Here is a 22399-nt window from a genome sequence, read left to right on the forward strand (position 1 = left end):
CCTTTTTACTTATCCAGTTCTTGCGCCATTTCCGCCGCGCGCGCCGCGCAGTCTGTCATCGCCTGCTCTACCAATTGCGGCAGGCCGCCTTCCTGAAAACGCTTGATCGCCCGCTCGGTGGTGCCATTGGGCGACATCACATTGCGCTTCAGTTGCGCCACATCCACATCCGCGGCCACCGCAAGTTTCGCCGCGCCCAGAGCGGTTTGCAAGGTGAGGCGCTCTGCGTCTGCGCGATCCATACCCGCCTTCTCGGCCGCGTCGATCATGGATTCCATAAATTGAAAGTAGTATGCGGGGCCGGAACCGGATACCGCGATGATTTCATCTATGCCGGATTCCTCCGCCACCCACTGGGCAATCCCCACCGCCTGCGCCATCTGCGTGGCAACGGATTTGTGCTCATCGGTGACACCTTCGCCCGCATAAAGGCCGGTAACCCCGGTGCCCACCAGTGCCGGCGTATTGGGCATGGCGCGCACAATGGGCACACCGGCACCGAGCCAACGCTGGTATGCGGACAGGGGAATACCGGCAGCGAGCGTAATCACCAGCGGTTTGTTGGCACTTACTTCCGGGGCAATGGTTTCGCACAGTGCCTGCATGACCTGCGGCTTCACCGAGAGCACCACCACATCAGCCTCTTTCACTGCCGCCAGATTATCGGTACGCCCGTGCACACCGGTACGATCACAAAATGCCTTGAGTTTCTGCTCGTCGCGCCCGGTCGCAACGATCTTATCCGCCGGGTAACCGTTGGCCACCATGCCACCAATTACCGCGCCCGCCATATTGCCGGCTCCGCCGATAAACACCATGTTGTGTTCAGACATTCCTTCCTCAACTCTCTCAATAATTGATCACAGCCATAAGCCGAGTGTTAGTTTCTGGCTCCGAAGATATCCGTGCCGATGCGCACGATGGTCGCGCCGCTGAATATCGCCGCCTCCATATCCCCCGACATCCCCATCGACAGCGTGTCCAGCGGCTGATCCGGCAGCTGGGACTTGAGCGCATCCAGCAATGTCGCCAGTTGAATAAACGGCGTGCGCTGGTCTTCCGATGCCCCGCGCGGTGCCGGGATCGCCATCAGGCCACGCAACTGCAGGTTGGGCAGCGCTGCCACCGCCGCGGCCAATTCCGGCAGATCCTCCGCACTCACCCCAGACTTGCTATCCTCTCCATCGATATTGACCTGCAGGCACACATTCAGTGGCGGCATATCCGCCGAGCGCTGTTCCGACAGGCGGCGCGCAATTTTTAACCGCTCAACCGTGTGCATCCAGTGGAAATGCCCCGCCACATCGCGGGTCTTGTTCGACTGCAGCGGGCCAATGAAGTGCCAAGTGATGTCGCAATCGGCCAGCTCGGCCTGCTTGTCCAGGGCCTCCTGCAGGTAATTCTCGCCAAAATGGCGCTGACCCGCCTCATAGGCCACCCGCAGGTCTGCCGCCGGGCGGGTTTTGGACACCGCCAGCAGCGTGACATCGTCGGCTTGCCGGTCACAACTGCGGCAAGCTGTGACGATTCGCTCAGCGACGGAATTCAGGTTTTCGGGGATCGACCCTTTGCGCATATACTGGGACCCAACTTTTGCTCGGTGGGCATTCTATGTGCTTGTGGCCCCCGCGTCATATCGACCAGTGAATGTAAGAGAAGAATAAAGGTAGCAGTATGGACATTACAGAACTCCTCGCCTTCAGCGCCAAGCAGAATGCCTCGGATTTGCACCTCTCCGCCGGCCTGCCCCCCATGATCCGGGTAGATGGCGATGTGCGCCGTATCAACCTGCCGCCCATGGAGCACAAACAGGTGCACGGTCTGATCTACGAGATCATGAACGACAAGCAGCGCAAGGACTACGAAGAGTTCCTGGAAACCGACTTCTCCTTCGAAGTCCCCGGTGTGGCCCGCTTCCGTGTGAACGCATTCAACCACAACCGCGGCGCCGGCGCCGTATTCCGGACCATTCCCTCCAAGGTACTCACCATGGAAGACCTGGGGATGGGCCAGGTGTTCAAGCAGATCTCCGACACCCCGCGCGGCCTGGTGCTGGTGACCGGCCCTACCGGTTCCGGTAAGTCCACTTCGCTGGCGGCGATGATCGACTACATCAATGACAACAAATACGAGCACATCCTCACCGTAGAGGACCCGATCGAATTCGTGCACGAATCCAAGAAGTGCCTGGTCAACCAGCGGGAAGTCCACCGCGACACCCACGGCTTCGCCGAAGCACTGCGCTCCGCACTGCGTGAAGACCCGGACATCATCCTGGTTGGTGAGATGCGAGACCTGGAAACCATCCGCCTGGCACTGACCGCCGCGGAAACCGGCCACCTGGTATTCGGCACCCTGCACACCACCTCCGCCGCCAAGACCATCGACCGTGTCGTCGACGTATTCCCGGCGGAAGAGAAAGCCATGGTGCGCTCGATGCTCTCGGAATCGTTGCAGGCAGTAATCTCCCAGACCCTGCTCAAGCGCAACGGCGGCGGCCGAGTGGCGGCCCACGAAATCATGCGCGGCACCCCGGCGATCCGGAACCTGATCCGCGAAGACAAGATTGCGCAGATGTACTCCGCCATCCAGACCGGTGCCAACGTGGGCATGCAGACCATGGACCAGTGCCTGCAGGACCTGCTTGAAAAACGCATCATCACCCGCGAAGTTGCGCGTGAAAAAGCGAAGATGCCAGAAAATTTCTAAATAGCGCCTGCGTTACTGATTAAGCGAGCGCTTACGAAGCACAACACAACGAATTGAAGGCAAAGTGCCGGGGATTCGTTTTCGAAAGCGTCGGCGACATGGACGTCGCCGACGCAGCGTACAGGGATGTATTTACAGCGGTTTCGAAAACGAATCCCCGGTGCTTTGCCGCCACCGGACTGTAAAAGAACAAGCCCGGATCCGAATAAACCGACAGCGGTAAATAAAAATGGAAATCGAACGACTCTTACAACTGGTGAGTGAAAAAGGCGCATCCGACCTATTCATCACCGCCGGCGTACCCGCCTCCATCAAACTGCACGGCAAAATCGTTCCCGTCACCACCTCACCGCTGTCTCCGGAAAAAGCCCGGGAAATGGTTGTCGGCATCATGAACGACCGGCAGAAAAAAGAGTTCATCGAAAACAAAGAACTCAACTTCGCCATCTCCCTGCGCAACGTCGGCCGCTTCCGGGTATCCGCCTTCTTCCAGCGCAACCTCGTCGGCATGGTGCTGCGTCGAATCGAAACCAAGATTCCCACCATCGACGGACTCGGCCTGCCCGAGCAGCTCAAAGAGCTGGCCATGACCAAACGCGGCCTGATCATCTTTGTAGGTGCAACCGGTACCGGTAAATCCACCTCGCTGGCCTCCATGATCGGCCACCGTAACGAAAACTCGAAGGGTCACATCATCTCCATCGAAGACCCCATCGAATTTATCCACCAGCACCGCGGCTGTATCGTCACCCAGCGGGAAGTTGGCCTCGATACCGACTCCTTCGAGACCGCCCTGAAGAACACCCTGCGTCAGGCCCCCGACGTCATCCTCATTGGTGAGGTGCGGTCGCGGGAAACCATGGACCACGCCATCGCCTTCGCCGAAACCGGCCACCTGTGTCTGTGTACCCTGCACGCCAACAACGCCAACCAGGCGCTGGACCGGATCATTCACTTCTTCCCGGCGGACCGCCACGAACAGCTGTGGATGGACCTGTCGCTGAACCTGCGCGCCATGGTCGCCCAGCAGCTGGTGCCGACGCCGGACGGCGACGGTCGCCGCGCCTGCCTCGAAATCATGATCAACACCCCGCTGATGTCGGACCTGATCCGCAAGGGCGAGGTGCACAAAATGAAGGAGCTGATGAAACGCTCCATCGAACAGGGAATGCAGACCTTCGACCAGGCCCTGTACGAACTGTACGACCGCGGCGAAATCACCTACGAAGACGCCCTCGCCCACGCCGACTCCGCGAACGACCTGCGCCTGATGATCAAGCTCAAGTCCGAATCCGACGCCGAGTACCTCAATAGCGCCGCCGACGAACTGAGCCTGGCCGGCGACAACGACAACAACAGCGGCCCGCAGCTGTATTGATTCAATGCCCGGCGGGAGCCATTCAATAGGCTCCCGTCCCTCCTCCATCTCACGAGAAGTTCACAGTGAAATTCCTGGAACTGGACGTCCGCACCGCTCTCGTCGTACATGGCTACGATGAGAATAATCAGGAAATTATCGAGCAGGTTAATGAAGCCAGCTTTATGACCAAACTGATCGCTATCGAGCGGATTCAATCTATCAGCGAGCAGTACATCCTGGTGACCGGCTCCCATGGCCGCATCATGTATTGGGAATACCGCGACGCCATGGAACAGTTGCGTGGCCGCCTCGCTGAAGCCGGACTGGTAATTCCATGAAGCCCATCGCCCTGGTCACCGGTGGCAGCCGTGGTATCGGTGCCGCCACCGCCACTCTACTTGCTGGGCAGGGCTATGACCTCTGCATCAGCTACCGCACCCGCAAAGCGGACGCGCATCGCATCGTTGAAAAATGCCAGGCACTGGGTGCAAATGCGATTGCAGTTCAGGCCGATATCGCCGTAGAGACCGACGTTGAACGGCTATTCCGCGAAGTGGACCAACAACTGGGCCGGCTGAGCGCACTGGTGAACAATGCCGGCATGCTGCTGACCCAGTCGCGATTGGAAGATATGACCGCAGCGCGTATCAATCAGATACTGCAAACCAATGTAACCGGCACCCTGCTTTGCTGCCGCGAGGCGGTGCGTCGTATGTCCACGTTGCTCGGCGGCACCGGCGGCGCCATCGTCAATGTTTCCTCCGGTGCCGCACGCAGCGGCTCACCCAATGAATATATCGACTACGCAGCCAGCAAAGGTGCCGTGGACACCCTCACCATTGGCCTGAGCAAAGAGGTGGCCAAAGAGGGCATTCGGGTAAACGGTGTACGTCCGGGTTTTATCCACACCGAAATGCATGCGGACGGTGGCGAGCCGGAGCGTATTGCGCGCCTTGCACCACAAATTCCCCTCGGGCGCGGTGGCAAAGATACAGAAGTCGCCGCAGCCATCGCCTGGCTACTCAGCCAACAGGCGGCTTACAGCACCGGTACCTTTATTGACGTGACCGGCGGCTGCTGAACAGGAACAGCATTTATGACATTCGTTAACACCCTCGCCCTGTTCGGCGCCATGATCGTGCTGGCGGCGATTCCTGGTCCGGGTACCTTCGCGGTCATGGCGCGCTCGGCCAGTGGCGGCATGCTGCATGGCCTGGTAACCACCATTGGTATTGTGTTCGGGGACTATGTCTTTATCGCCCTGTGCTTGTCTGGCCTCGCCTATATTGCCGATGTGATGGGCAATGCCTTTGTGATCCTGAAATATGTGGGCGCGGCCTATCTAATCTGGCTTGGCCTCAGCCTGTTGCGCGCACGTGGCACTGCGGAAGTAAACACGACGCCGAAGCAAAGTTCGCTCGCGTCCAGCTGGTTGCTGGGACTGACGACGACGCTGGGCAACCCCAAGGCGATTCTGTTCTATCTGAGTTTTTTCCCCGCGTTCCTGCCCATCAAGGAAATTACCGTGATGGATACCATTATTATTTTCGTCGTGGTTACCCTGGCGGTGGGCGGTGTTATGTTGACCTACGCTTGGGCCACGGTGCGCGCGCAGGCGATATTAAAAAATCGCACGCAAAGTCGACTATTTAATTATGTCGGCGGTGCCACATTGATCGGCAGTGGCATCTGGATGGCCGCCCGCGGTAACTGAGTTAAGCGAAAGCAGTAACAATAAGAATAAAAATGTATTACACCAATCTTCTACGCTTTCTGCTTATTGTTTCAGGCATATTGATTTGCGCCTGTTCAAGTTCCGATAAAGCCGACCGCATTTTCGTCAACGGCACCGTCATCACGCTGGACGGGAACAACACTATCGCCGAGGCAATTGCGGTCAGGAAAGATCGAATCCTCGCCGTCGGCAGCAACCGCGAAATCCAGGCGCTGGCCGGCACCGATACCGAAACCGTCGATCTCGCAGGCAAGACAGTACTTCCCGGCTTTGTTGCCGCCCACGAGCACCCTGCCATCAGCGCCGTGTTCCGCAACTTCCTCGATATGAGCGGCTTTACCCATGCCTCGGCAGCGGATGCCTGGCAAGCCCTGAAGGATGAAATCGCTAACACCCCGCGCGGCGAGTGGGTGTATGCCATGGGGCTGGATCCAATTCTGCTTGCGGACCTGCAAACACCTGACCGCGCACAGCTGGACGCGCTGGCACCCCACAACCCGGTATTTATTCTCGCAGCAAACCTGCACACCGCTTGGGTAAATTCCGCCGCGCTAGCCGCCGCCGGAATCGATGAAAGCACACCGGCGCCCGGCGATGGCTCCTATTTCGGGCGGGACGAAGACGGGCGCTTGAATGGCATGCTGGTGGAAAAGGAAGCCATGGAGCCGTTTACCGCGGTGCACAAAAAACCACTCAGAGTGGCGGCGGCATACCAGGCGCGCCTGGATGACCTGCGCGCGGCGGGTTTCACCAGCGTGGCTTCCCTCGGCTTCAATGTACCCGCGTGGCTGGCTCGCTGGGCCGCCAGCGAAAACTTCGCGCCGCGTATTCGCCAGTTCTTTTACTATCGCGGTGAGAACCTGACCAAGCTGGACGGAAAACCGGATTTCGACAGCGATTTCTTCCGCGTTCTCGGCGCCAAATTCTGGTACGACGGCTCGCCCTACAGCGGCACCATGATGGTAGAGCAGCCCTATCGCGATAGCGCGCTCAGCGAGCAGCTGGGTATCGGCCACGACAGTCACGGTGAGGCGGTGATTACCGCAGAGTCCTTCCGCGCGCAGCTGCGCGATAAAAATACACGCGGCTGGCAAACCGCCACCCATGTGCAGGGCGACCGCGCCGCGCAAGAATTTATCGAACTGCTGCAGCAAGAATACGACGCGCTGGACGCGCGCGAACGCGCAGCATTTATTGGCAGGCGCCACCGGCTTGAGCACGGCCTGCTGGTCGACCGTACAACGCTGAGCCCAATGGCCAAGCTGGGCATTACCCCCAGCTTCCATATCAACCATCTCTACTATTACGGCAATGCGCTGAAAGAGAGTTTGCTGGGCCCCGCGCGCACCGAACAAATTCTGCCGGTAAAAACCGCGTTTGATCTCGGCATGTACCCAACCCTGCACGCGGACAGCCCGATGTTCCCCGCCGAACCGTTTAGCCTGATGCAGACTGCCATCACCCGACTATCCCGCAGCGGCACACTGATCGGCGGCCATGAAGCAATCAGCCCGCTACAGGCACTGCAGGCCATGACCATCAACGGCGCCTGGCAGCTGGGGATGGAACAGGAAATTGGTTCGCTGGAAGTGGGTAAGTATGCGGACCTGGCGATTGTGGATAAAAATCCACTGCAGACGCCTGCGCAAAAATGGCGGGATATTCAGGTACTGGAGACTTGGATTGCCGGCAGGCGCTAAGCCTTTCCGGGCGTATCATACTCAAATCGGCTCACATTCAGGCCACCGCAGAGTCAGGCCATTTCCGTAAGCAGCGCCTTGATACCGGCGAGCAAGCGGCGCGAAACCACCGGGAAATGTGCACAACCCGCCAGGGTTACCCGGTAGCCGTCACCCTCTTTTTGCAGACCGGTGATATGCATCTTCGCCACAATGGTATTGCGATGCACCCGCACAAAGCGCTGGCCAAATTCCGCTTCCAGTTCCTTCAGCGATTCATCGAGCAATGTCTCGCCGGCACTGTGGTGGGCAATCACATATTTATCTTCCGCGACAAAACAGCGGATATCTTCGATATTGAGCAGCTGTACACCGCGGCGACTCACCGCCTTGATCTGGCGACGGCCACCCGTTGCTTGCGCGGGTTCCGCGGTGCGCTCCAGCAGTTGCGGCTTGCTCAGTCTTCGCGCCTGGGCAATCGCCTGTGCAAGTTGCTCCACATTGACGGGCTTGAGCAGGTAACCCGATGCAGCAACCGCAAAGGCAGGGAGCGCAAATTCGTCGTGGGCAGTGCAGAATATGATCGCGGGTGGATTGGGACGGTTGGAGATTTGGTTGGCGAGTTGCAGCCCGTTTTCTCCGGGCATTTCGATATCCAGTAACAGCAGGTCCGGGTCGAGTGAATCCAGCTGTTGTAACGCGCTTTCCCCATCGGCAGCTTCTCCCAGCAGTTGGCAACCATCAATACTCTGCAACTGTCGGGCCAGTCTGGCCCGTGCCAGAGGCTCGTCATCGACGATCAGCACTCCCAGAGGGCGTTCGGCGACATTCACAACGCCACCTCGTCTCGAGCGCTCGCTTGGGCTCGCTCGCTCCGGGCCGGTGCATGCACTGGCTGAGTTGATCTGGTTGCCACTTCCGCGTTCATCGGCAGGTGTAATGCTACTTGGTAGACGCCACCTTTCTGCTCCGCGCTAAAGCGGAAGCGATTGCCGTAAAACGCACTGAGACGCTGGCGAATATTTTCCATCGCCATACCGTTGCCATCGTGCGTGTCTAGATGGGCATTGCGGTTGCGAGCACTCTCAGTGTTAGCTTCTGCAACAGGATTATGAATCGACAATAGCAGCTCGCGCACTTCACTGCCAATGACATTTTGACCACCGCTGTGTTGCTCGCGCACCGCGACTTTTATCGCACCGCCACCGCGCAAGCGCGCCACACCGTGCAGCACTGCGTTCTCCAGCAACGGCTGCAACAACATCGACGGCACCTGTAGGCCATCGCTCACAACATCGATCTGCCACTGCTGTTGTAACCGATCCCCGAGGCGGAGAGACTCAATTTCCAGATAGCGTTTTGCCAGCGCAATTTCCTGCTCCAGCGGTACCATTTTCGAGTCCGCCAGTGACGCGCGAAACAGCGCAGACAAATCTTCCACCAGTTTTTCCGCGCGCTCCGCGTCCACCGCAATCAGGCTGGCGAGGCTGTTCATGCTGTTAAACAAAAAGTGCGGGCGAATGCGCGATTGTAACGCCTCGATGCGTGCACCGAGCTCCGCCTGTTGCTGGTTGTGCAGTTGCTGTTGCACGTAGGCGTAGCGGAGTACCACGCCCGCGCAGATTGCGCCCACCAGGAAATTCGCCAGCAGCGACATCCAACCGATACCTGCCCCGGCCATATCCGCCGCCCACCAGTGCTGGCCAAGCAGCACCAGCAACAGCACAGCAAGCACCGCGCAGTAACTGAGCGCAGCGGCGAGCCTGTGGGTAAGTTTTGCCAGGAATGGACGCAGGCGGCACAGAATGGCGGCGGCAGGCAGGGTCACCCACTGCACCGTAAGCGACACAAGCCCCAGGCGTTGCCAGTTAAACGGGTGGATACCATCGGTGGCGAGCACCAGCACCAAAGCCAACAGCTCGCCCATCAGAACTAGGGCAGTTACGCCGGTCACGCTGCACAGGTCAGGGAGGAAGTGGGGGTATTGGGGGCTATCCGAATTGCCGGGGTCCAGACGCGCAGAATCTTTGCCTTTGGGGGCAATTTTACGAATTTGCTGCGCTATAATGCCCGCCGCTTGCGCGGGCCGGGAAGATGTCATACCACGTTATCTTTATTCTGGAGCCGTTCTAGAGAGTAAAGAAGATACCGCCATCCCGGATCGACTTCCATATTCCAACGCACATTCGAGCAGAGGCAGCATGAGTAACGACAACGCATCCACAAACAATCCCGCAGCCAAGCTCTGGGGCGGCCGCTTCAGTGAAGCCACCGATGCTTTCGTGGAGCGCTTCACCGCCTCGGTGATGTTTGATCAGCGCATGGCACTGGAAGACATTCAGGGCTCCCTGGCCCACGCGCAGATGCTGTCGGAAGTAGGCGTGCTCACCGCCGACGAATTCCAGCAGATCGCCGGCGGCCTCCAGGATATCGCCGAGGAGATCAAATCCGGCGACTTCCCCTGGTCGGTCGAACTGGAAGATGTGCACATGAACATCGAAGCCCGCCTGACCGACCGCATCGGCGCCACCGGCAAGAAGCTGCACACCGGCCGCTCGCGCAACGACCAGGTGGCCACGGATATCCGCCTGTGGCTGCGCAACCGCATCGACCAGATCGCAGCCGAACTGACCCGCCTGCAGACCGGCCTGGTGAACCTGGCCGAGCAGCAAGCCGCTACCATTATGCCCGGCTTCACCCACCTGCAATCCGCGCAGCCGGTAACCTTCGGCCACCACCTGCTGGCCTGGAACGAAATGCTGACCCGCGACTTCGAGCGCCTGATGGACTGCCGCAAGCGCGTCAACCGCTCGCCGCTGGGTGCCGCCGCACTGGCCGGTACCAGCTACCCGATCAACCGCGCGCGCACCGCCGAGCTGCTGGGCTTTGATGCGCCCACCGAAAACTCGCTCGATTCCGTGAGTGACCGCGATTTCGCCATCGAATTCTGTGCCTTCTCCGCGCTGCTGCTGACCCACCTGTCCCGCGCCAGTGAAGAGCTGGTGCTGTGGACTTCCAGCCAGTTCGACTTTATCGACCTGCCGGACCGCTTCTGCACCGGTTCTTCAATCATGCCGCAGAAGAAAAACCCGGATGTGCCGGAGCTGGTGCGCGGCAAGACCGGCCGCGTAAACGGTCACCTGATCGCCCTGCTGACCCTGATGAAGAGCCAGCCACTGGCCTACAACAAGGACAACCAGGAAGACAAAGAACCGCTGTTCGACGCCGCCGACACCGCCCTCGACTGCCTGCGTGCTTTTGCCGATATGGCGCCGGCGCTGAAACCGAAGAAAGAAAACATGCTGGCCGCAGCCGGCAAGGGCTTCTCCACCGCCACCGACCTCGCCGATTACTTGGTGCGTAAGGGCGTGGCCTTCCGCGATGCCCACGAAATTGTCGGCCAGTCCGTGGCCTTCGCCATCGACAAAGACTGCGACCTCGCCGACCTCAGCCTGGCCGAACTGCAAAAATTCTCAGACGTGATTGGCGACGATGTATTCGACGTACTCACCCTGGAAGGCTCCGTCGCCGCCCGCGACCATATCGGTGGCACCGCGCCGAATCAGGTGCGCGCTGCCTGTGAACGCGCCCGTGCACTGATCGCCGCGCGATAAGCAGGCAATAAAAAAGCGGGCTTTTTGCCCGCTTTTTTATTGTTGTGGCACTGCCGCAATTAAAGACCGAGGGCGACCGCACTCCCCTGCTGCTCGGTCAATACCCGGTCCAGCAGAGTCGGCAGGTCTTCACCGGTGGTGGTGCACTGCCACCCGGGGTTTTGAAAACTCAGGTGGTAACCGCCGGAGCGCGCCGCCACCCACAACTCCTGCACCGCACTCTGGCGCGACAGAATCACCTGGGTGCCGTTGTCTTCAAGCACAATGGTGAGCACCGCATCCGCGCGCTCGTAATCCATGTCCACATCGCAGTTATCCAGCGCATCTTCGATCGCAATCAGGGTTTCTTCGATGGCGGCGTTGTAGCTGGCTTGGGAGGCGGCCTGGGTCATAATTCGGTTACTTTTGTTACTGTGTTGCATTAGAGCGAGGGTCGCTATACTAGCAGGCTTTTCTGGTCTTCTCGTCCCGCATCAGGCGGCAGGTATACCCAATGCGCACACAGCTGATTTCACTGACCGCCATCATCGCGCTTTCCGCGACACTTGGCGCCTGCGGCCAGAAGGGCCCGCTCTACCTGCCGCAAGATCCGGCTGCGCCCGGTGCAACTGGTGCTCCGCGGGCACCCGGGATGACCACCGGCGCTCACAGCCACGGGCAGCCCGCGACCAGCAGTGAGGACAAGCGGCACAAAACCGGTTCTGCACAACAAGAACAAGATACCCACCAGCAACACACGGAAGCGGAAGCAGTATCCAAATGAGTGATTTTCACTATCAGCAGGGAAGTCTGTGGGCCGAGGGCGTCAGCCTCGAGCAGATTGCCGAACAGTTTGGCACCCCCACCTATGTGTACAGCCGCGCCCACTACGAGCTCCAGTATCAGGCCTACGCCGACGCGCTGGGCGACCACCCGGGGCTGATCTGCTACGCCATCAAGGCCAACAGCAACCTGGGTATCCTGTCGGTACTGGCGCGACTGGGTGCCGGCTTTGACATCGTGTCTGCCGGTGAGCTGGAGCGCGTACTGATGGCGGGCGGCGACCCGGCCAAAGTAGTTTTCTCCGGCGTCGGCAAGACCGCCGACGAAATGCGCCGCGCGCTGACGGTGGGTGTGCACTGCTTTAACGTGGAGTCGGAATCCGAGCTGGACCGCCTGGAAGCGGTCGCCGCCGAAATGGGCGTGGCCGCACCGGTGTCCCTGCGGGTGAACCCGGACGTGGATGCGAATACCCACCCCTACATTTCGACCGGCCTGAAAGAAAACAAATTCGGCATCGCCATCGAGCGCGCACGTGCGGTTTACGCGCGTATTGCGGACTCACAAAGCCTCAATGCGGTGGGCGTGGATTGCCATATCGGCTCCCAGCTGACCGAGCTTGCCCCCTTCCTCGACGCCCTCGACCGCCTGCTGGTACTGATCGACGAACTCGCCGAAGACGGTACCAAGCTGAAGCACCTGGACCTGGGCGGCGGCCTCGGCGTGCGCTACCGTGGCGAAGAGCCGCCGCAAGTGAGCGATTACCTCGGCGCGGTGAAACAGCGTCTCGCCGGCCGCGACCTGGAACTGGTACTGGAGCCCGGCCGCTCCATTGCTGCCAACGGCGGCGCACTGCTGACCAAAGTGGAATTCCTCAAGCGCACCGAAGATCACAATTTTGCTATCGTCGATGCCGCCATGAACGACAACCTACGCCCGGCGCTGTACCAGGCGTGGCAGGATATCGTTGCGGTCACCCCGTCCAACGGCAAAACCGAGAGCTGGGACATTGTCGGCCCGGTGTGCGAAACCGGCGACTTTCTCGGCAAGCACCGCCCACTCGCGCTCGAAGAGGGCCAGCTGCTGGCCATGCTGTCGGCCGGCGCGTACGGCTTTACCATGAGCTCCAACTACAACTCGCGCACCCGCGCCGCGGAAGTGCTGGTAGACGGCGACAAGACCTACCTGGTGCGCGCGCGCGAAACTCTGGCGGACCTGGTGCGCGGGGAATCCACCGTGCCGGCCAAAGACGACCAGTAAGCGAACGTACAGAGCAGACGGAATAGACGGACAGGAAACACAGTAGATGCGGCTCAAATTCACCAAAATGCACGGACTCGGCAATGACTTTGTCATGGTCGACGGCATCACCCAGCGGGTGAAACTGTCGCCGGAAAAAGTCCGTCAGATCGCCGACAGGCACACCGGTATCGGCTGCGATCAGCTGTTGCTGGTGGAAGCGCCGCGCAATCCGGATGTGGATTTTCGCTATCGCATCTACAACGCCGACGGCAGCGAAGTGGAAAACTGTGGCAACGGAGCCCGCTGCTTTGCCCGCTTCGTGCGCGACCGCCGCCTCACCAGCAAGGAACACATCCTGGTAGAAACCGCCGCGGGTATCCTCGAACTCAAGGTGCAGGAAAAGGACCAGGTGAGCGTCGACATGGGCGCGCCGGTGCTGGAACCCTCCGACGTACCCTTTCAGGCGGACATTCAGGCAGAGTCCTACCCGCTGGAAGTCAACGGCGAAACCTATAACGTCGGCGCCGTTTCCATGGGCAACCCACACGCGGTGCTGCTGGTGGACGACGTCACCAAGGCACCGGTCGACAGCCTCGGTGCGGCCATCGAAAGCCACCCGCGCTTCCCGGCGCGCGTTAACGTGGGCTTTCTGCAGATTGAGGAGCGCGGCAAAGCGCGCCTGCGGGTATTTGAACGGGGCGTCGGCGAGACTCGCGCCTGCGGAACCGGCGCCTGCGCCGCGATGGTGTCCGCACGACTGCGCGGACTGGTGGATGAAGAGGTGCTGATCACCCTGCCAGGCGGCACCCTGACGATTCACTGGCCGGGGCCCGGCGAGCCGGTTACCATGACCGGACCTACTGCCTCCGTATACCACGGCCAGATTGTTCTCTGAGCCTGTTTACGCTTTGCACGCAGTGACTGCGATTTCGACAATACATAACGAACCCGAACATGACCGATCACAGCGACGCCCCCCTGCTCGATAGCGAAGTCGAAGCCAACCTGGACAAACTGGAAGCGGCCGACAGCGAAAACCAGCGCAACAAAAAGCTGCTGTCGCGACAGGTGGCCCGCTACCTGATCCAGAACCCCACGTTTTTCGCCGAGAATATGGAATTGCTGGAGACCATCCAGCTGCCGAAAGAATCCGGCAAGACCGTGTCGCTGATGACGCACCAGACCAACCTGCTGCGCGAGCGCAATATCGAAATGCGCCAGCGTCTCGACCAGCTGCTGCAGGCCGCACGGGACAATGACCAGCTGTTTATGCACAGCCGCCAACTGGTGCTGGCGCTGCTGGAAGCGCGCAGCGTGGGCGAAGCGGGCGATGCACTGCTGCGCAGCTTCGCCGATGACTTCAAGGTAGAAATCACCTCACTGACCGTATTTGGTCCCCTGCCCGGTTCCGGTAAACACCTCGGTCAGGTTCGCACCAGCAGTCGCGTCAGCGCGGAAAGTGCCATCGGCTCTATTCTGCGCAACGGTCGCACCGTGTGCGGCACCCTGCGCCCCACTGAAACCGCCTACCTGTTCGGCGACGCCGCCGACAAGGTGGCATCGGCGGCGGTGGTGCCTCTCGCGGGCCAATTGGGCATCCTCGCGGTGGGCTCCAGCGACCCCAATCACTACCGCTCCAGCCTGGGCACCCTGTTTCTGTCGTATATCGGTGAAGTTCTCGAGCGCCTGTTGCCCGACCTGCTGGCCCGCAGCTAATCCCGCAGCATGCTCTCACCTCACACCGCGCGCTTTGCCATCCACACACCACTTAGCCGCAGGGTTGCCTGCAGGGCTGCGTAACTAGTGGGTGAAGGGAAACGAGAAGCGGAGGAGAACTGGACCCCGGCACGGGCCGGGGTGACGCATTCAATCGGCGGGTGAGCCCCTTCAATCTGTCGTCTTGCCGGCCAAACCGGCACCCAGTATTTCCTGTTCCAGTGCGCTTAGATCGGCCGACTGCCGTACTTCGGCTGCGGCTTGCGCGGAGGGTCAGCAGTTACATCTGGCGCCACTTCATCGATGGCGCCGCCTCTGGCGAGAAAGGCCTCGACTTCGGCACTCAGTTGACTGCGGGCCCGCTGGCGGGAGGAAAGCGTGCGCTCTTCGGCGAAATCCTCATTGTCTTTCGATCGAGCGCTGGACTGGTCGTCTTTCATGTCAATTACCCTGTAACTTGATACCCCTGTTACAGAGGGAATACCCCTGCTGCCGCAGCACATCTCCGACATGCGTCATCGTTTGGCGGCAACCTTGCCTTTTCTCCCGCCAGTAAAAAACCGACGCGGGAAAAACAGCAAATAAAACTCGCCAAGCAGAAGATTACCTGCGGCGAAATATTTATAGGCAGTGTCCAACCAGCCTGCCAGAAAAGGTTCCCTTTTCCGGTAGAGTTTTTTTGTGCGTTTTTTGCCCGATTTATTGCTGTTGGTTATGCTTTTTTCGACGCCACAATTACGACGTCATCCACAGCGGCAAAACGTTTTCGCCGCCAGGCAACGCACGCCTATCCAACATTTCTTTCGCGCACAAAAAAGCCCCGCAAAGCGGGGCTCATAAAACACTGTGTCCGATTCTTTGATCAGACCGCTTCGCTGCCGGTTTCGCCGGTACGAATACGGATTACTTCTTCGAGCGCAGTGATAAAGATTTTGCCGTCACCGATCTTGCCAGTTTGCGCCGCTTTGGTGATCGCTTCTACAGCGCTATCTACCATGTCGTCGCCAACCGCCAGCTCCAGCTTAACCTTGGGCAGGAAATCTACGACGTATTCAGCGCCACGGTAGAGCTCGGTGTGGCCTTTCTGACGGCCAAAGCCCTTCACTTCGGTCACGGTCATGCCCTGCACGCCCACTTCAGACAGCGCGGTGCGCACGTCGTCTAGTTTGAATGGCTTTACAACAGCCGTAATCAATTTCATGACTTATCCCCTAATTATGTTTCTTGCGGGTACCGGCCCGAAAACCGGTACCGGAAGATTCCTTACTGCCGTCGATATTGGAAGTCCAACTATCGACGGCCTTCTTTAAGAGCAATTACTTGCTAGTAAATTCCGGATAAGCTTCCATTCCGCACTCAGCCAAGTCAACACCTTGTTGCTCTTCTTCTTCGGTAACACGGATACCGGTGATGAGCTTCAGGGCGTACCAGACTACGAAGGAGGCAGAGAATACCCAGCCAAAGATGGTAGCGGCGCCAATCAGCTGACCGCTGAAGGAAGAACCATCGTTGGTAACCGGTACCAGCAGCAGACCCAGCAGACCAACAACACCGTGCACGGAGATGGCGCCAACAGGATCGTCGATGCGCAGCTTGTCCAGGGTGATGATGGAGAAGACTACCAGGATGCCACCCAGCGCGCCGAACAGAGTCGCCTGCAGGGGAGTCGGAGTAGAAGGCTCAGCGGTGATCGCTACCAGGCCAGCCAGTGCGCCGTTCAGCAGCATGGTCAGGTCGGCTTTACCGAACAGGATGCGGCCAGTAATCAGAGCGGCAACAGCACCACCGGCAGCAGCGGCGTTGGTGTTCAGGAATACCAATGCAACAGAGTGCGCGCTTGCCGCATCGCCCAGCTTCAGTACGGAACCGCCGTTGAAACCGAACCAGCCCATCCACAGGATGAAGGTACCCAGGGTCGCCAGCGGCAGGTTGGCACCAGGAATCGCGTAGATTTCGCCGTTCTTGCCGTATTTACCTTTACGTGCACCCAGCAGCAGTACGCCAGCCAGAGCAGCAGCGGCACCAGCCATGTGTACGATGCCGGAACCGGCGAAGTCGGAGAAGCCCAGGTCGCCCAGGTTGTACAGGCCGAATACTTCACCGCCGCCCCAGGTCCAGTAACCTTCCAGCGGGTAGATGAAACCGGTCAGGGCAACCGCGAAGATCAGGAAGCTCCACAGCTTCATGCGCTCGGCAACCGCGCCAGATACGATGGACATTGCGGTAGCAACGAACACAACCTGGAAGAAGAAGTCAGAAGCACCGGAGTACACGGAATCGCCATCGAAACCGTTCTCAGCAGATGATGCGAGTACTTCGTCGAGGCTGAAGGCCTCAATGCCGTTCAGCAACCAGCCGCCATCGTACATGATCGCGTAACCGCTGATCAGATACATGGTGCACGCAATCGCGAACAGCGCTACGTTTTTGGTAAGAATCTCGGTGGTGTTCTTAGAACGCACCAGGCCTGCTTCCAGCATGGCAAAGCCCGCTGCCATCCACATAACCAGTGCACCACACACGAGGAAATAAAATGTATCAATTGCGTACTGCAACTGAAAAATTTGATTTTCCATTTTTCGCTCCGTTTAACCCAAACTAGTCCGGGTTACCCCGGCAGTTGTTGTCTATTGATCAAAGAATCGTTTTGGCAATCTGTTCTATTAATTAGATCGCTTCAGCACCGGACTCGCCGGTACGAATGCGGATTGCCTGCTCAAGGTTTGCCACAAAGATCTTGCCGTCGCCGATCTTGCCGCTTTGCGCTGCTTTACCAATTGCTTCCAGCACGGCATCCACCTGGCTGTCTTCAACGGCAATTTGCAGCATGGTTTTGGGCAGAAAATCCACTACATACTCCGCTCCACGATAGAGCTCGGTATGTCCTTTCTGCCGCCCAAAACCTTTTACTTCGCTCACGGTAATGCCATTGACACCGGCTTCTGCCAGGGAATCGCGCACTGCGTCGAGCTTGAAAGGTTTGATGATTGCGGTTACCAGTTTCATGGTCTCCCCCCTAAATAATTAAGCCCACTCAAAGAGCGGGCTCATTTTTGTTGCTGTTACCAGCTGTAAGAAGCACCAGCCAGAACGGTCGGCTCGCACCAATCGGTCAGGAAGCACTCCTGGTCGCTTACGTCGGTACCAACCAGAGAAGCGCTCAGGGCCAGGCCGCCGAACTCTTTACCTACAGATACGGAGTAATCGATGTAAGAATCGGAACCGTTCAGGAAGATTTCTTCGTCAAACAGGTTCAGGCCAGCGCTCAGGTCCAGGGAAATGTCGTTGGCCAGGGCGAAGGAGTAGCCAGCGCTCAGGTAGTAGAACTCACCGCTCTGGTACCAGTAGTCGTCGGAGTAAGCGAAGCCAAAGGAAGCGTCGCCGAAGCTCAGGCTACCGTAGATTTCCTGATAGTCTTCGTCCTGATCGCTACCGTGGTAGGCGTAGTAGATGTAGCCAACGTCGTAGCCAACACCGCCAGCAGTCTCACCGGCGTAACCGCCGTAGAAGTCCTGTTCGAAATCGGTTTCGTCAGCACCGTAAGCGAAGTCAACCTGAGAAACCCAGGTACCTGCGTAAAAACCGTTGCCCAGGTCCAGGTCTACACCAGCCTGAACAGCCGGGTTGCTGTCGGTCTGGGAAATACCGCGGAAACGGTAATCGGTCACAACACCAACATTGGCGCTGAAGCTGGGGCCAGATTCTTCGGCAGTAGCGGCGCTGGAAATAGCCATCGCCAGAACGCTACCGGATACGATTGCTGCAACTTTTTTATTGAATCCCACTTTTAGGTTCTCCTAGATCTCTGTGTGAAATATTTGTTTTGTATTTTTTATCTAGCGGCGCTGACTACGTCGGGGAGACGACACTGACCGCGCTCGCCCGGGTGCTTCACAAGAAGACCTGTCCCCTGCCTTCGTTACCAGGGCGATTCAGGGAGACTACTTGCAGAGTTAGTGCCAACTTTTAAAAAGCCAAGAGAATCAAACAGTTAGGTCTACATCTGGACATTTCTCACAGAAATCGCCACGACCGGCTCACACCACTGCGCAAAAATAGTGCGCACCAAAATGGAACCTGCACCCAAAGTGGGCGCCGATCTGCGCTGACTTGCCGGTGCGTGACCTAAATAGGCGCAGCGTCAGATTACCTTGGTAGGAAATCCGGGCTGCGGTACTATTTGCAGCTACGAATATCGTGTTTTGTAGTGGAGAATTGCGCTTGGCCGCGGAAAAATTGCAACAGTTACTCAATGAACTGCAACAACAAGGGGCAGTCATCAGCAGCGATCTGAAGGATGCGCTGGCGGTGGCGCTGGGCAAACTCCCGCTGGTAAGCCAGCAGGAGTTCGATATCCAGGCCGCCAAACTGGCGCGGGCAGAGGAAAAGCTCGCGCAACTGGAAACGCAGATCAGCGCACTGGAACAACAACTGGAACAACAGCTGCCAGATCCGCAGTAACTGCCACGCCCAGTCACGCAGGAAAGCTTCGGGTTAATTTGGCTCGCAGCCGCTCGCAATGAGCAAAAACTTTCACGGAAGACAATTTTTCAGGAAGAAAAGTGAGCCTATCCATTACCTATGCCCGTGCCCAACTGGGGGTCGCGGCGCCACTGGTCACCGTAGAAACCCACCTCGCCAACGGTTTGCCCGCATTCAATATTGTCGGCTTGCCGGAAGCCGCCGTGCGCGAAAGCCGCGATCGCGTGCGCAGCGCCATTATCAACAGCCATTTCGAGTTTCCCCAGCGGCGTATCACCGTGAATCTGGCGCCCGCCGATCTACCCAAGGCCGGCGGGCGCTACGATCTGGCGATTGCCCTGGGCGTGCTGGCCGCCTCCGGCCAGATACCCGGAGAAACCCTGGAGCAGTTTGAATTTATCGGTGAGCTGGCCCTGTCCGGCGGCCTGCGCCCGGTGCCCGGGGGGCTGCCCGCGGCCATGGCCTGCGGCGACAGCGGCCGCACCCTGGTGATTTCGGCAGAGTCGGCGCCGGAAGCGGCGCTGATCAAGACCCCGGTCAAATCCGCTAACAGCCTGCTGCAGGTCTGTGCGCAACTGCACGGGCGCGAGCCCTTGCCCGATGCCGTCGGCGATGAATCCATAGAAGAAGCATTGTATGCGGACCTCGCCGACGTGCGCGGACAGTTGAAAGCGCGGCGCGCTCTCGAGGTGGCTGCCGCTGGATCGCACAACCTATTGTTTTACGGACCGCCAGGTACCGGCAAAACCATGCTCGCCAGCCGCCTGCCGGGAATACTGCCGCCACTGACCGAGCGCGAGCGCATCGAGGTCGCCGCGCTCTATTCCAGTGCAGGGCTCGCGCGGGAGAGCCAAAGGCCTTTCCGTGCACCACATCATTCCGCCTCGCCTACCGCACTGGTGGGCGGAGGCAGCAACCCGCGCCCGGGGGAAATCAGCCTCGCCCACCGCGGCGTACTGTTTCTCGACGAGATGCCGGAATTCCCCCGTGCGGCGCTCGAGATTCTGCGCGAGCCACTGGAGAACGGCGAGGTACGCATTTCCCGCGCCCGCGCCCAGGTCACCTTTCCCGCCCAATTCCAGCTGGTTGCGGCAATGAACCCCTGCCCCTGCGGCTATCTGGGAGAACCCCGCTGTCGCTGCACCCCGGATCAGATCGACCGCTACCGCAACAAACTCTCCGGCCCGCTACTGGACCGCATCGATATGCAGGTAGAAGTCGCCAGCATGAGCGCGGCCCAACTGCAGGATTCGCCCGCTGGAGAATCCTCGGCAGTGGTACGGAATCGGGTGCGCAGCGCACGTCAGTCACAATTGCAAAGGCAAGGGAAGATCAACGGCGAGCTGCAGGGCAGTGAACTGGATGAATACTGTCGTTTGGGAAAAGCCGAGAGCGCACTGTTGCGCGCCTCGGTAGAAAAGCTCGGGCTGTCTCCGCGCAGTTACCACCGGGTACTGCGAGTGGCACGCACCCTGGCGGACCTGAGTGAGCAGCAACATATCGGCACAGCGCACATCGCCGAGGCTCTGGCCTACCGCAACCTGGATCGCAAAACCGCTATCCCCGCCTGAGCATGCCGTCTATTTCACGCTAGAGTAGAAAGTGACTCGGAAAAACGCGCTACCAGAAAAAATCTGTCCGGTATGCGGGCGCCCTTTCAGCTGGCGGCGGAAATGGAAGCGCTGCTGGCACGAAGTGCGTTACTGCAGTGAACGCTGCCGGCGACAGCGTCGCAAAAGCGCGATGAAAAGTCGCGACGAAAACTAGCGACGAAAAGCAGTAGCGGAGGCTAAATGAAGCTGGTCTGGTTTCTCAATAATCTGCGCAGCCATGACAATCGGGCGCTGACTCGAGCCTGCGCGCCAGAACATGGTGATGAACCAATTATCGCCCTCTACTGTTTTGATCCGCAGTTTTTCAGCAGCGATCCGTTCGGATTCCCGCGCACCGGAAAATTTCGCGCGCAGTTTCTCCTGCAGAGTCTGGAAGATTTACAACAACAGCTAACCGACCTCAATATTCCGCTACTGATACGCTTGGGTGCACCTGCACAGATTATTCCAGAGCTTGTCGCCGAACACGGAGTAACCAAGCTGTTTTTGCAACGTGAGTGGACCCGCGATGAGCGCACTGCGCTGGCGTCACTGCAAGCGGCATCGGCCATGGACGCAGTGCACCTCCACGTCGATTACGACCAGTTTCTCATCCACCCCGACGACCTGCCGTTTGCGGAAGTCGCAGAGTTACCGGAAGTATTTACCCAGTTCCGCAAGGTGGTTGAACAACAGTTACCCATACGCTCGCCACTGCCCACCCCCATACCGCGACCCGTAAAAAATCTCACCGCGGCGGGTGGCAGCTCGCCGTTACCGGCTCTCGAAGGACTTGGTCTGGAACAGCCGGCAGCGGATCCACGCAGTGCTTTTCCCTTTGTCGGCGGTAGTTCCGCGGGCAGGCAGCGCATGGAAGACTATTTTTGGCGTAGCGAAAACATTACCCGCTACAAGCAAACCCGCAACGGATTAATCGGCACCGAGTACAGCAGTAAGCTCTCCGCCTGGCTGGCCAATGGCAGCCTGTCGGCACGGGAGGTGTATGCCGAACTGAAACGTTTCGAGCGGGAGGTACAGGCCAACGAAGATACCTACTGGCTGCAGTTTGAACTGCTGTGGCGCGACTACTTCAAGTACATATCACTAAAGCACGGCGATCGCCTGTTCGCCCTCAGCGGTATTCGCGCGCGGGAATACGCGTGGCAGCTGGACCCGGAAAAACTCGCGGCATGGATAGACGGGCGCACGCCCTACGATTTCGTCAACGCCAATATGCGCGAATTCGCCGCCACCGGCTGGATGAGCAACCGTGGGCGGCAGAATGTGGCGAGCTACTGGGCGAAGGAATTACAGCAGGACTGGCGCGCCGGCGCCGCCTGGTTTGAAAGCCAGCTCATCGACTATGACGTGCACAGTAACTACGGCAACTGGATGTATAACAGTGGCGTGGGGAATGATCCGCGCGACCGGCGATTTAATATCGAGCGGCAAGCGGAAAATTACGATCCGGATAAACAGTATCGTACGTTGTGGTTAGGTAATTAGCTCGA

25 protein-coding genes are annotated in these 22399 nt (G+C 58.9%); 15 read left to right on the forward strand and 10 right to left on the reverse strand.

Going from position 1 to position 22399, the window contains the following annotated elements; translation table 11 throughout:
* Positions 1-5 precede the first annotated feature (5 nt).
* Both proC and LCM31_RS04060 read right to left on the reverse strand, forming a co-directional pair.
* On the reverse strand, positions 6-833 hold the full coding sequence (gene proC, locus LCM31_RS04055; RefSeq protein ID WP_224867767.1) for a pyrroline-5-carboxylate reductase: 828 nt from the start codon (positions 831-833) through the stop codon (positions 6-8).
* Between the two features lie 47 nt (positions 834-880).
* Positions 881-1576 (reverse strand): YggS family pyridoxal phosphate-dependent enzyme, encoded by a 696-nt coding sequence (locus LCM31_RS04060; protein ID WP_224867768.1) that lies wholly within the window; start codon positions 1574-1576, stop codon positions 881-883.
* Between the two features lie 98 nt (positions 1577-1674).
* Here LCM31_RS04060 and LCM31_RS04065 point away from each other — a divergent pair, with 98 nt between their 5' ends.
* From LCM31_RS04065 to LCM31_RS04090, 6 genes are all read left to right on the forward strand, one after another.
* Entirely contained in the window at positions 1675-2709 is a 1035-nt protein-coding gene (locus LCM31_RS04065; RefSeq protein WP_224867770.1) for a type IV pilus twitching motility protein PilT, read from the forward strand.
* A 229-nt stretch (positions 2710-2938) separates the two neighbouring features.
* Entirely contained in the window at positions 2939-4087 is a 1149-nt protein-coding gene (locus tag LCM31_RS04070; protein ID WP_224867772.1) for a PilT/PilU family type 4a pilus ATPase, read from the forward strand.
* A gap of 65 nt (positions 4088-4152) precedes the next feature.
* Positions 4153-4407, forward strand: a complete 255-nt coding sequence (locus LCM31_RS04075; RefSeq protein WP_224867773.1) for a hypothetical protein — start codon at positions 4153-4155, stop codon at positions 4405-4407.
* The gene (locus tag LCM31_RS04080) at positions 4404-5150 is read left to right on the forward strand and encodes an SDR family oxidoreductase (protein ID WP_224867775.1); all 747 of its coding nucleotides are present in this window, start codon (positions 4404-4406) and stop codon (positions 5148-5150) included. The genes LCM31_RS04075 and LCM31_RS04080 overlap by 4 nt, the downstream gene beginning before the upstream one ends.
* A 15-nt stretch (positions 5151-5165) precedes the next feature.
* Positions 5166-5783, forward strand: a complete 618-nt coding sequence (locus tag LCM31_RS04085; RefSeq protein WP_224867777.1) for a LysE family translocator — start codon at positions 5166-5168, stop codon at positions 5781-5783.
* 32 nt (positions 5784-5815) lie between these two features.
* Complete coding sequence (locus LCM31_RS04090) at positions 5816-7504, forward strand: amidohydrolase (RefSeq protein ID WP_224867779.1); 1689 nt, start codon at positions 5816-5818, stop codon at positions 7502-7504.
* 53 nt (positions 7505-7557) lie between these two features.
* On the opposite strand, the gene LCM31_RS04095 is transcribed toward LCM31_RS04090, so the two are convergent.
* Both LCM31_RS04095 and LCM31_RS04100 read right to left on the reverse strand, forming a co-directional pair.
* Positions 7558-8316 carry a LytR/AlgR family response regulator transcription factor gene (locus LCM31_RS04095; RefSeq protein WP_224867781.1) on the reverse strand — a complete coding sequence of 253 codons (759 nt, stop codon included), beginning with the start codon at positions 8314-8316 and terminating at the stop codon, positions 7558-7560.
* Complete coding sequence (locus LCM31_RS04100; RefSeq protein WP_224867783.1) at positions 8313-9584, reverse strand: sensor histidine kinase; 1272 nt, start codon at positions 9582-9584, stop codon at positions 8313-8315. The genes LCM31_RS04095 and LCM31_RS04100 overlap by 4 nt, the downstream gene beginning before the upstream one ends.
* Positions 9585-9684: 100 nt before the next feature.
* Between LCM31_RS04100 and argH the strand changes: the two genes are divergently transcribed.
* Positions 9685-11097, forward strand: a complete 1413-nt coding sequence (argH, locus tag LCM31_RS04105) for an argininosuccinate lyase (RefSeq protein ID WP_224867784.1) — start codon at positions 9685-9687, stop codon at positions 11095-11097.
* 59 nt (positions 11098-11156) lie between these two features.
* Here the strand turns inward: argH and cyaY are convergent, their stop codons facing one another.
* Complete coding sequence (cyaY, locus tag LCM31_RS04110; RefSeq protein ID WP_224867785.1) at positions 11157-11489, reverse strand: iron donor protein CyaY; 333 nt, start codon at positions 11487-11489, stop codon at positions 11157-11159.
* Between the two features lie 101 nt (positions 11490-11590).
* Here cyaY and lptM point away from each other — a divergent pair, with 101 nt between their 5' ends.
* Genes lptM through LCM31_RS04130 form a run of 4 tightly spaced genes read left to right on the forward strand, consistent with a single transcriptional unit; the run spans position 11591 to position 14814 of the window.
* Positions 11591-11860 carry an LPS translocon maturation chaperone LptM gene (lptM, locus tag LCM31_RS04115; protein ID WP_224867786.1) on the forward strand — a complete coding sequence of 90 codons (270 nt, stop codon included), beginning with the start codon at positions 11591-11593 and terminating at the stop codon, positions 11858-11860.
* Complete coding sequence (gene lysA, locus LCM31_RS04120; protein WP_224867787.1) at positions 11857-13116, forward strand: diaminopimelate decarboxylase; 1260 nt, start codon at positions 11857-11859, stop codon at positions 13114-13116. The genes lptM and lysA overlap by 4 nt, the downstream gene beginning before the upstream one ends.
* A 46-nt stretch (positions 13117-13162) precedes the next feature.
* Entirely contained in the window at positions 13163-13993 is an 831-nt protein-coding gene (gene dapF, locus LCM31_RS04125; RefSeq protein WP_224867788.1) for a diaminopimelate epimerase, read from the forward strand.
* 59 nt (positions 13994-14052) lie between these two features.
* A complete protein-coding gene (locus LCM31_RS04130) occupies positions 14053-14814 on the forward strand; it encodes a DUF484 family protein (RefSeq protein WP_224867789.1) in 762 nt (253 codons plus the stop codon).
* 227 nt (positions 14815-15041) lie between these two features.
* Here LCM31_RS04130 and LCM31_RS04135 read toward each other — a convergent pair whose 3' ends face one another.
* The 5 genes from LCM31_RS04135 to LCM31_RS04155 all read right to left on the reverse strand — a co-directional run bounded on the left by LCM31_RS04135 (position 15042) and on the right by LCM31_RS04155 (position 18599).
* On the reverse strand, positions 15042-15254 hold the full coding sequence (locus LCM31_RS04135; RefSeq protein ID WP_222230535.1) for a hypothetical protein: 213 nt from the start codon (positions 15252-15254) through the stop codon (positions 15042-15044).
* A gap of 422 nt (positions 15255-15676) precedes the next feature.
* On the reverse strand, positions 15677-16015 hold the full coding sequence (locus LCM31_RS04140) for a P-II family nitrogen regulator (RefSeq protein WP_010133727.1): 339 nt from the start codon (positions 16013-16015) through the stop codon (positions 15677-15679).
* Between the two features lie 115 nt (positions 16016-16130).
* A complete protein-coding gene (locus tag LCM31_RS04145; RefSeq protein ID WP_010133726.1) occupies positions 16131-17390 on the reverse strand; it encodes an ammonium transporter in 1260 nt (419 codons plus the stop codon).
* A 91-nt stretch (positions 17391-17481) separates the two neighbouring features.
* Positions 17482-17820 (reverse strand): P-II family nitrogen regulator, encoded by a 339-nt coding sequence (locus LCM31_RS04150; protein WP_222230538.1) that lies wholly within the window; start codon positions 17818-17820, stop codon positions 17482-17484.
* 56 nt (positions 17821-17876) lie between these two features.
* Entirely contained in the window at positions 17877-18599 is a 723-nt protein-coding gene (locus LCM31_RS04155; RefSeq protein ID WP_224867790.1) for a TorF family putative porin, read from the reverse strand.
* 436 nt (positions 18600-19035) lie between these two features.
* Here LCM31_RS04155 and LCM31_RS04160 point away from each other — a divergent pair, with 436 nt between their 5' ends.
* From LCM31_RS04160 to LCM31_RS04175, 4 genes are all read left to right on the forward strand, one after another.
* A complete protein-coding gene (locus LCM31_RS04160) occupies positions 19036-19275 on the forward strand; it encodes an accessory factor UbiK family protein (RefSeq protein ID WP_224867792.1) in 240 nt (79 codons plus the stop codon).
* Between the two features lie 101 nt (positions 19276-19376).
* Positions 19377-20867 (forward strand): YifB family Mg chelatase-like AAA ATPase, encoded by a 1491-nt coding sequence (locus LCM31_RS04165; RefSeq protein WP_224867794.1) that lies wholly within the window; start codon positions 19377-19379, stop codon positions 20865-20867.
* 31 nt (positions 20868-20898) lie between these two features.
* Complete coding sequence (locus LCM31_RS04170; RefSeq protein ID WP_224867796.1) at positions 20899-21063, forward strand: DUF2256 domain-containing protein; 165 nt, start codon at positions 20899-20901, stop codon at positions 21061-21063.
* 26 nt (positions 21064-21089) lie between these two features.
* A complete protein-coding gene (locus LCM31_RS04175; RefSeq protein ID WP_224867798.1) occupies positions 21090-22394 on the forward strand; it encodes a DASH family cryptochrome in 1305 nt (434 codons plus the stop codon).
* The last annotated feature ends 5 nt before the right edge of the window (positions 22395-22399 follow it).

It is taken from the genome of Microbulbifer agarilyticus, from assembly GCF_020171345.1.
Classification (GTDB): domain Bacteria; phylum Pseudomonadota; class Gammaproteobacteria; order Pseudomonadales; family Cellvibrionaceae; genus Microbulbifer; species Microbulbifer agarilyticus_D.

Excerpts from the sequence above, each read along its gene's own strand:
- proC (WP_224867767.1), bottom strand. The coding sequence starts at position 833 with ATGTCTGAACACAACATGGTGTTTATCGGCGGAGCCGGCAATATGGCG.
- LCM31_RS04060 (WP_224867768.1), bottom strand. The coding sequence starts at position 1,576 with ATGCGCAAAGGGTCGATCCCCGAAAACCTGAATTCCGTCGCTGAGCGA.
- LCM31_RS04065 (WP_224867770.1), top strand. The coding sequence starts at position 1,675 with ATGGACATTACAGAACTCCTCGCCTTCAGCGCCAAGCAGAATGCCTCG.
- LCM31_RS04070 (WP_224867772.1), top strand. The coding sequence starts at position 2,939 with ATGGAAATCGAACGACTCTTACAACTGGTGAGTGAAAAAGGCGCATCC.
- LCM31_RS04080 (WP_224867775.1), top strand. The coding sequence starts at position 4,404 with ATGAAGCCCATCGCCCTGGTCACCGGTGGCAGCCGTGGTATCGGTGCC.
- LCM31_RS04085 (WP_224867777.1), top strand. The coding sequence starts at position 5,166 with ATGACATTCGTTAACACCCTCGCCCTGTTCGGCGCCATGATCGTGCTG.
- LCM31_RS04090 (WP_224867779.1), top strand. The coding sequence starts at position 5,816 with ATGTATTACACCAATCTTCTACGCTTTCTGCTTATTGTTTCAGGCATA.
- LCM31_RS04100 (WP_224867783.1), bottom strand. The coding sequence starts at position 9,584 with ATGACATCTTCCCGGCCCGCGCAAGCGGCGGGCATTATAGCGCAGCAA.
- argH (WP_224867784.1), top strand. The coding sequence starts at position 9,685 with ATGAGTAACGACAACGCATCCACAAACAATCCCGCAGCCAAGCTCTGG.
- cyaY (WP_224867785.1), bottom strand. The coding sequence starts at position 11,489 with ATGACCCAGGCCGCCTCCCAAGCCAGCTACAACGCCGCCATCGAAGAA.
- lptM (WP_224867786.1), top strand. The coding sequence starts at position 11,591 with ATGCGCACACAGCTGATTTCACTGACCGCCATCATCGCGCTTTCCGCG.
- lysA (WP_224867787.1), top strand. The coding sequence starts at position 11,857 with ATGAGTGATTTTCACTATCAGCAGGGAAGTCTGTGGGCCGAGGGCGTC.
- dapF (WP_224867788.1), top strand. The coding sequence starts at position 13,163 with ATGCGGCTCAAATTCACCAAAATGCACGGACTCGGCAATGACTTTGTC.
- LCM31_RS04130 (WP_224867789.1), top strand. The coding sequence starts at position 14,053 with ATGACCGATCACAGCGACGCCCCCCTGCTCGATAGCGAAGTCGAAGCC.
- LCM31_RS04135 (WP_222230535.1), bottom strand. The coding sequence starts at position 15,254 with ATGAAAGACGACCAGTCCAGCGCTCGATCGAAAGACAATGAGGATTTC.
- LCM31_RS04140 (WP_010133727.1), bottom strand. The coding sequence starts at position 16,015 with ATGAAATTGATTACGGCTGTTGTAAAGCCATTCAAACTAGACGACGTG.
- LCM31_RS04145 (WP_010133726.1), bottom strand. The coding sequence starts at position 17,390 with ATGGAAAATCAAATTTTTCAGTTGCAGTACGCAATTGATACATTTTAT.
- LCM31_RS04150 (WP_222230538.1), bottom strand. The coding sequence starts at position 17,820 with ATGAAACTGGTAACCGCAATCATCAAACCTTTCAAGCTCGACGCAGTG.
- LCM31_RS04175 (WP_224867798.1), top strand. The coding sequence starts at position 21,090 with ATGAAGCTGGTCTGGTTTCTCAATAATCTGCGCAGCCATGACAATCGG.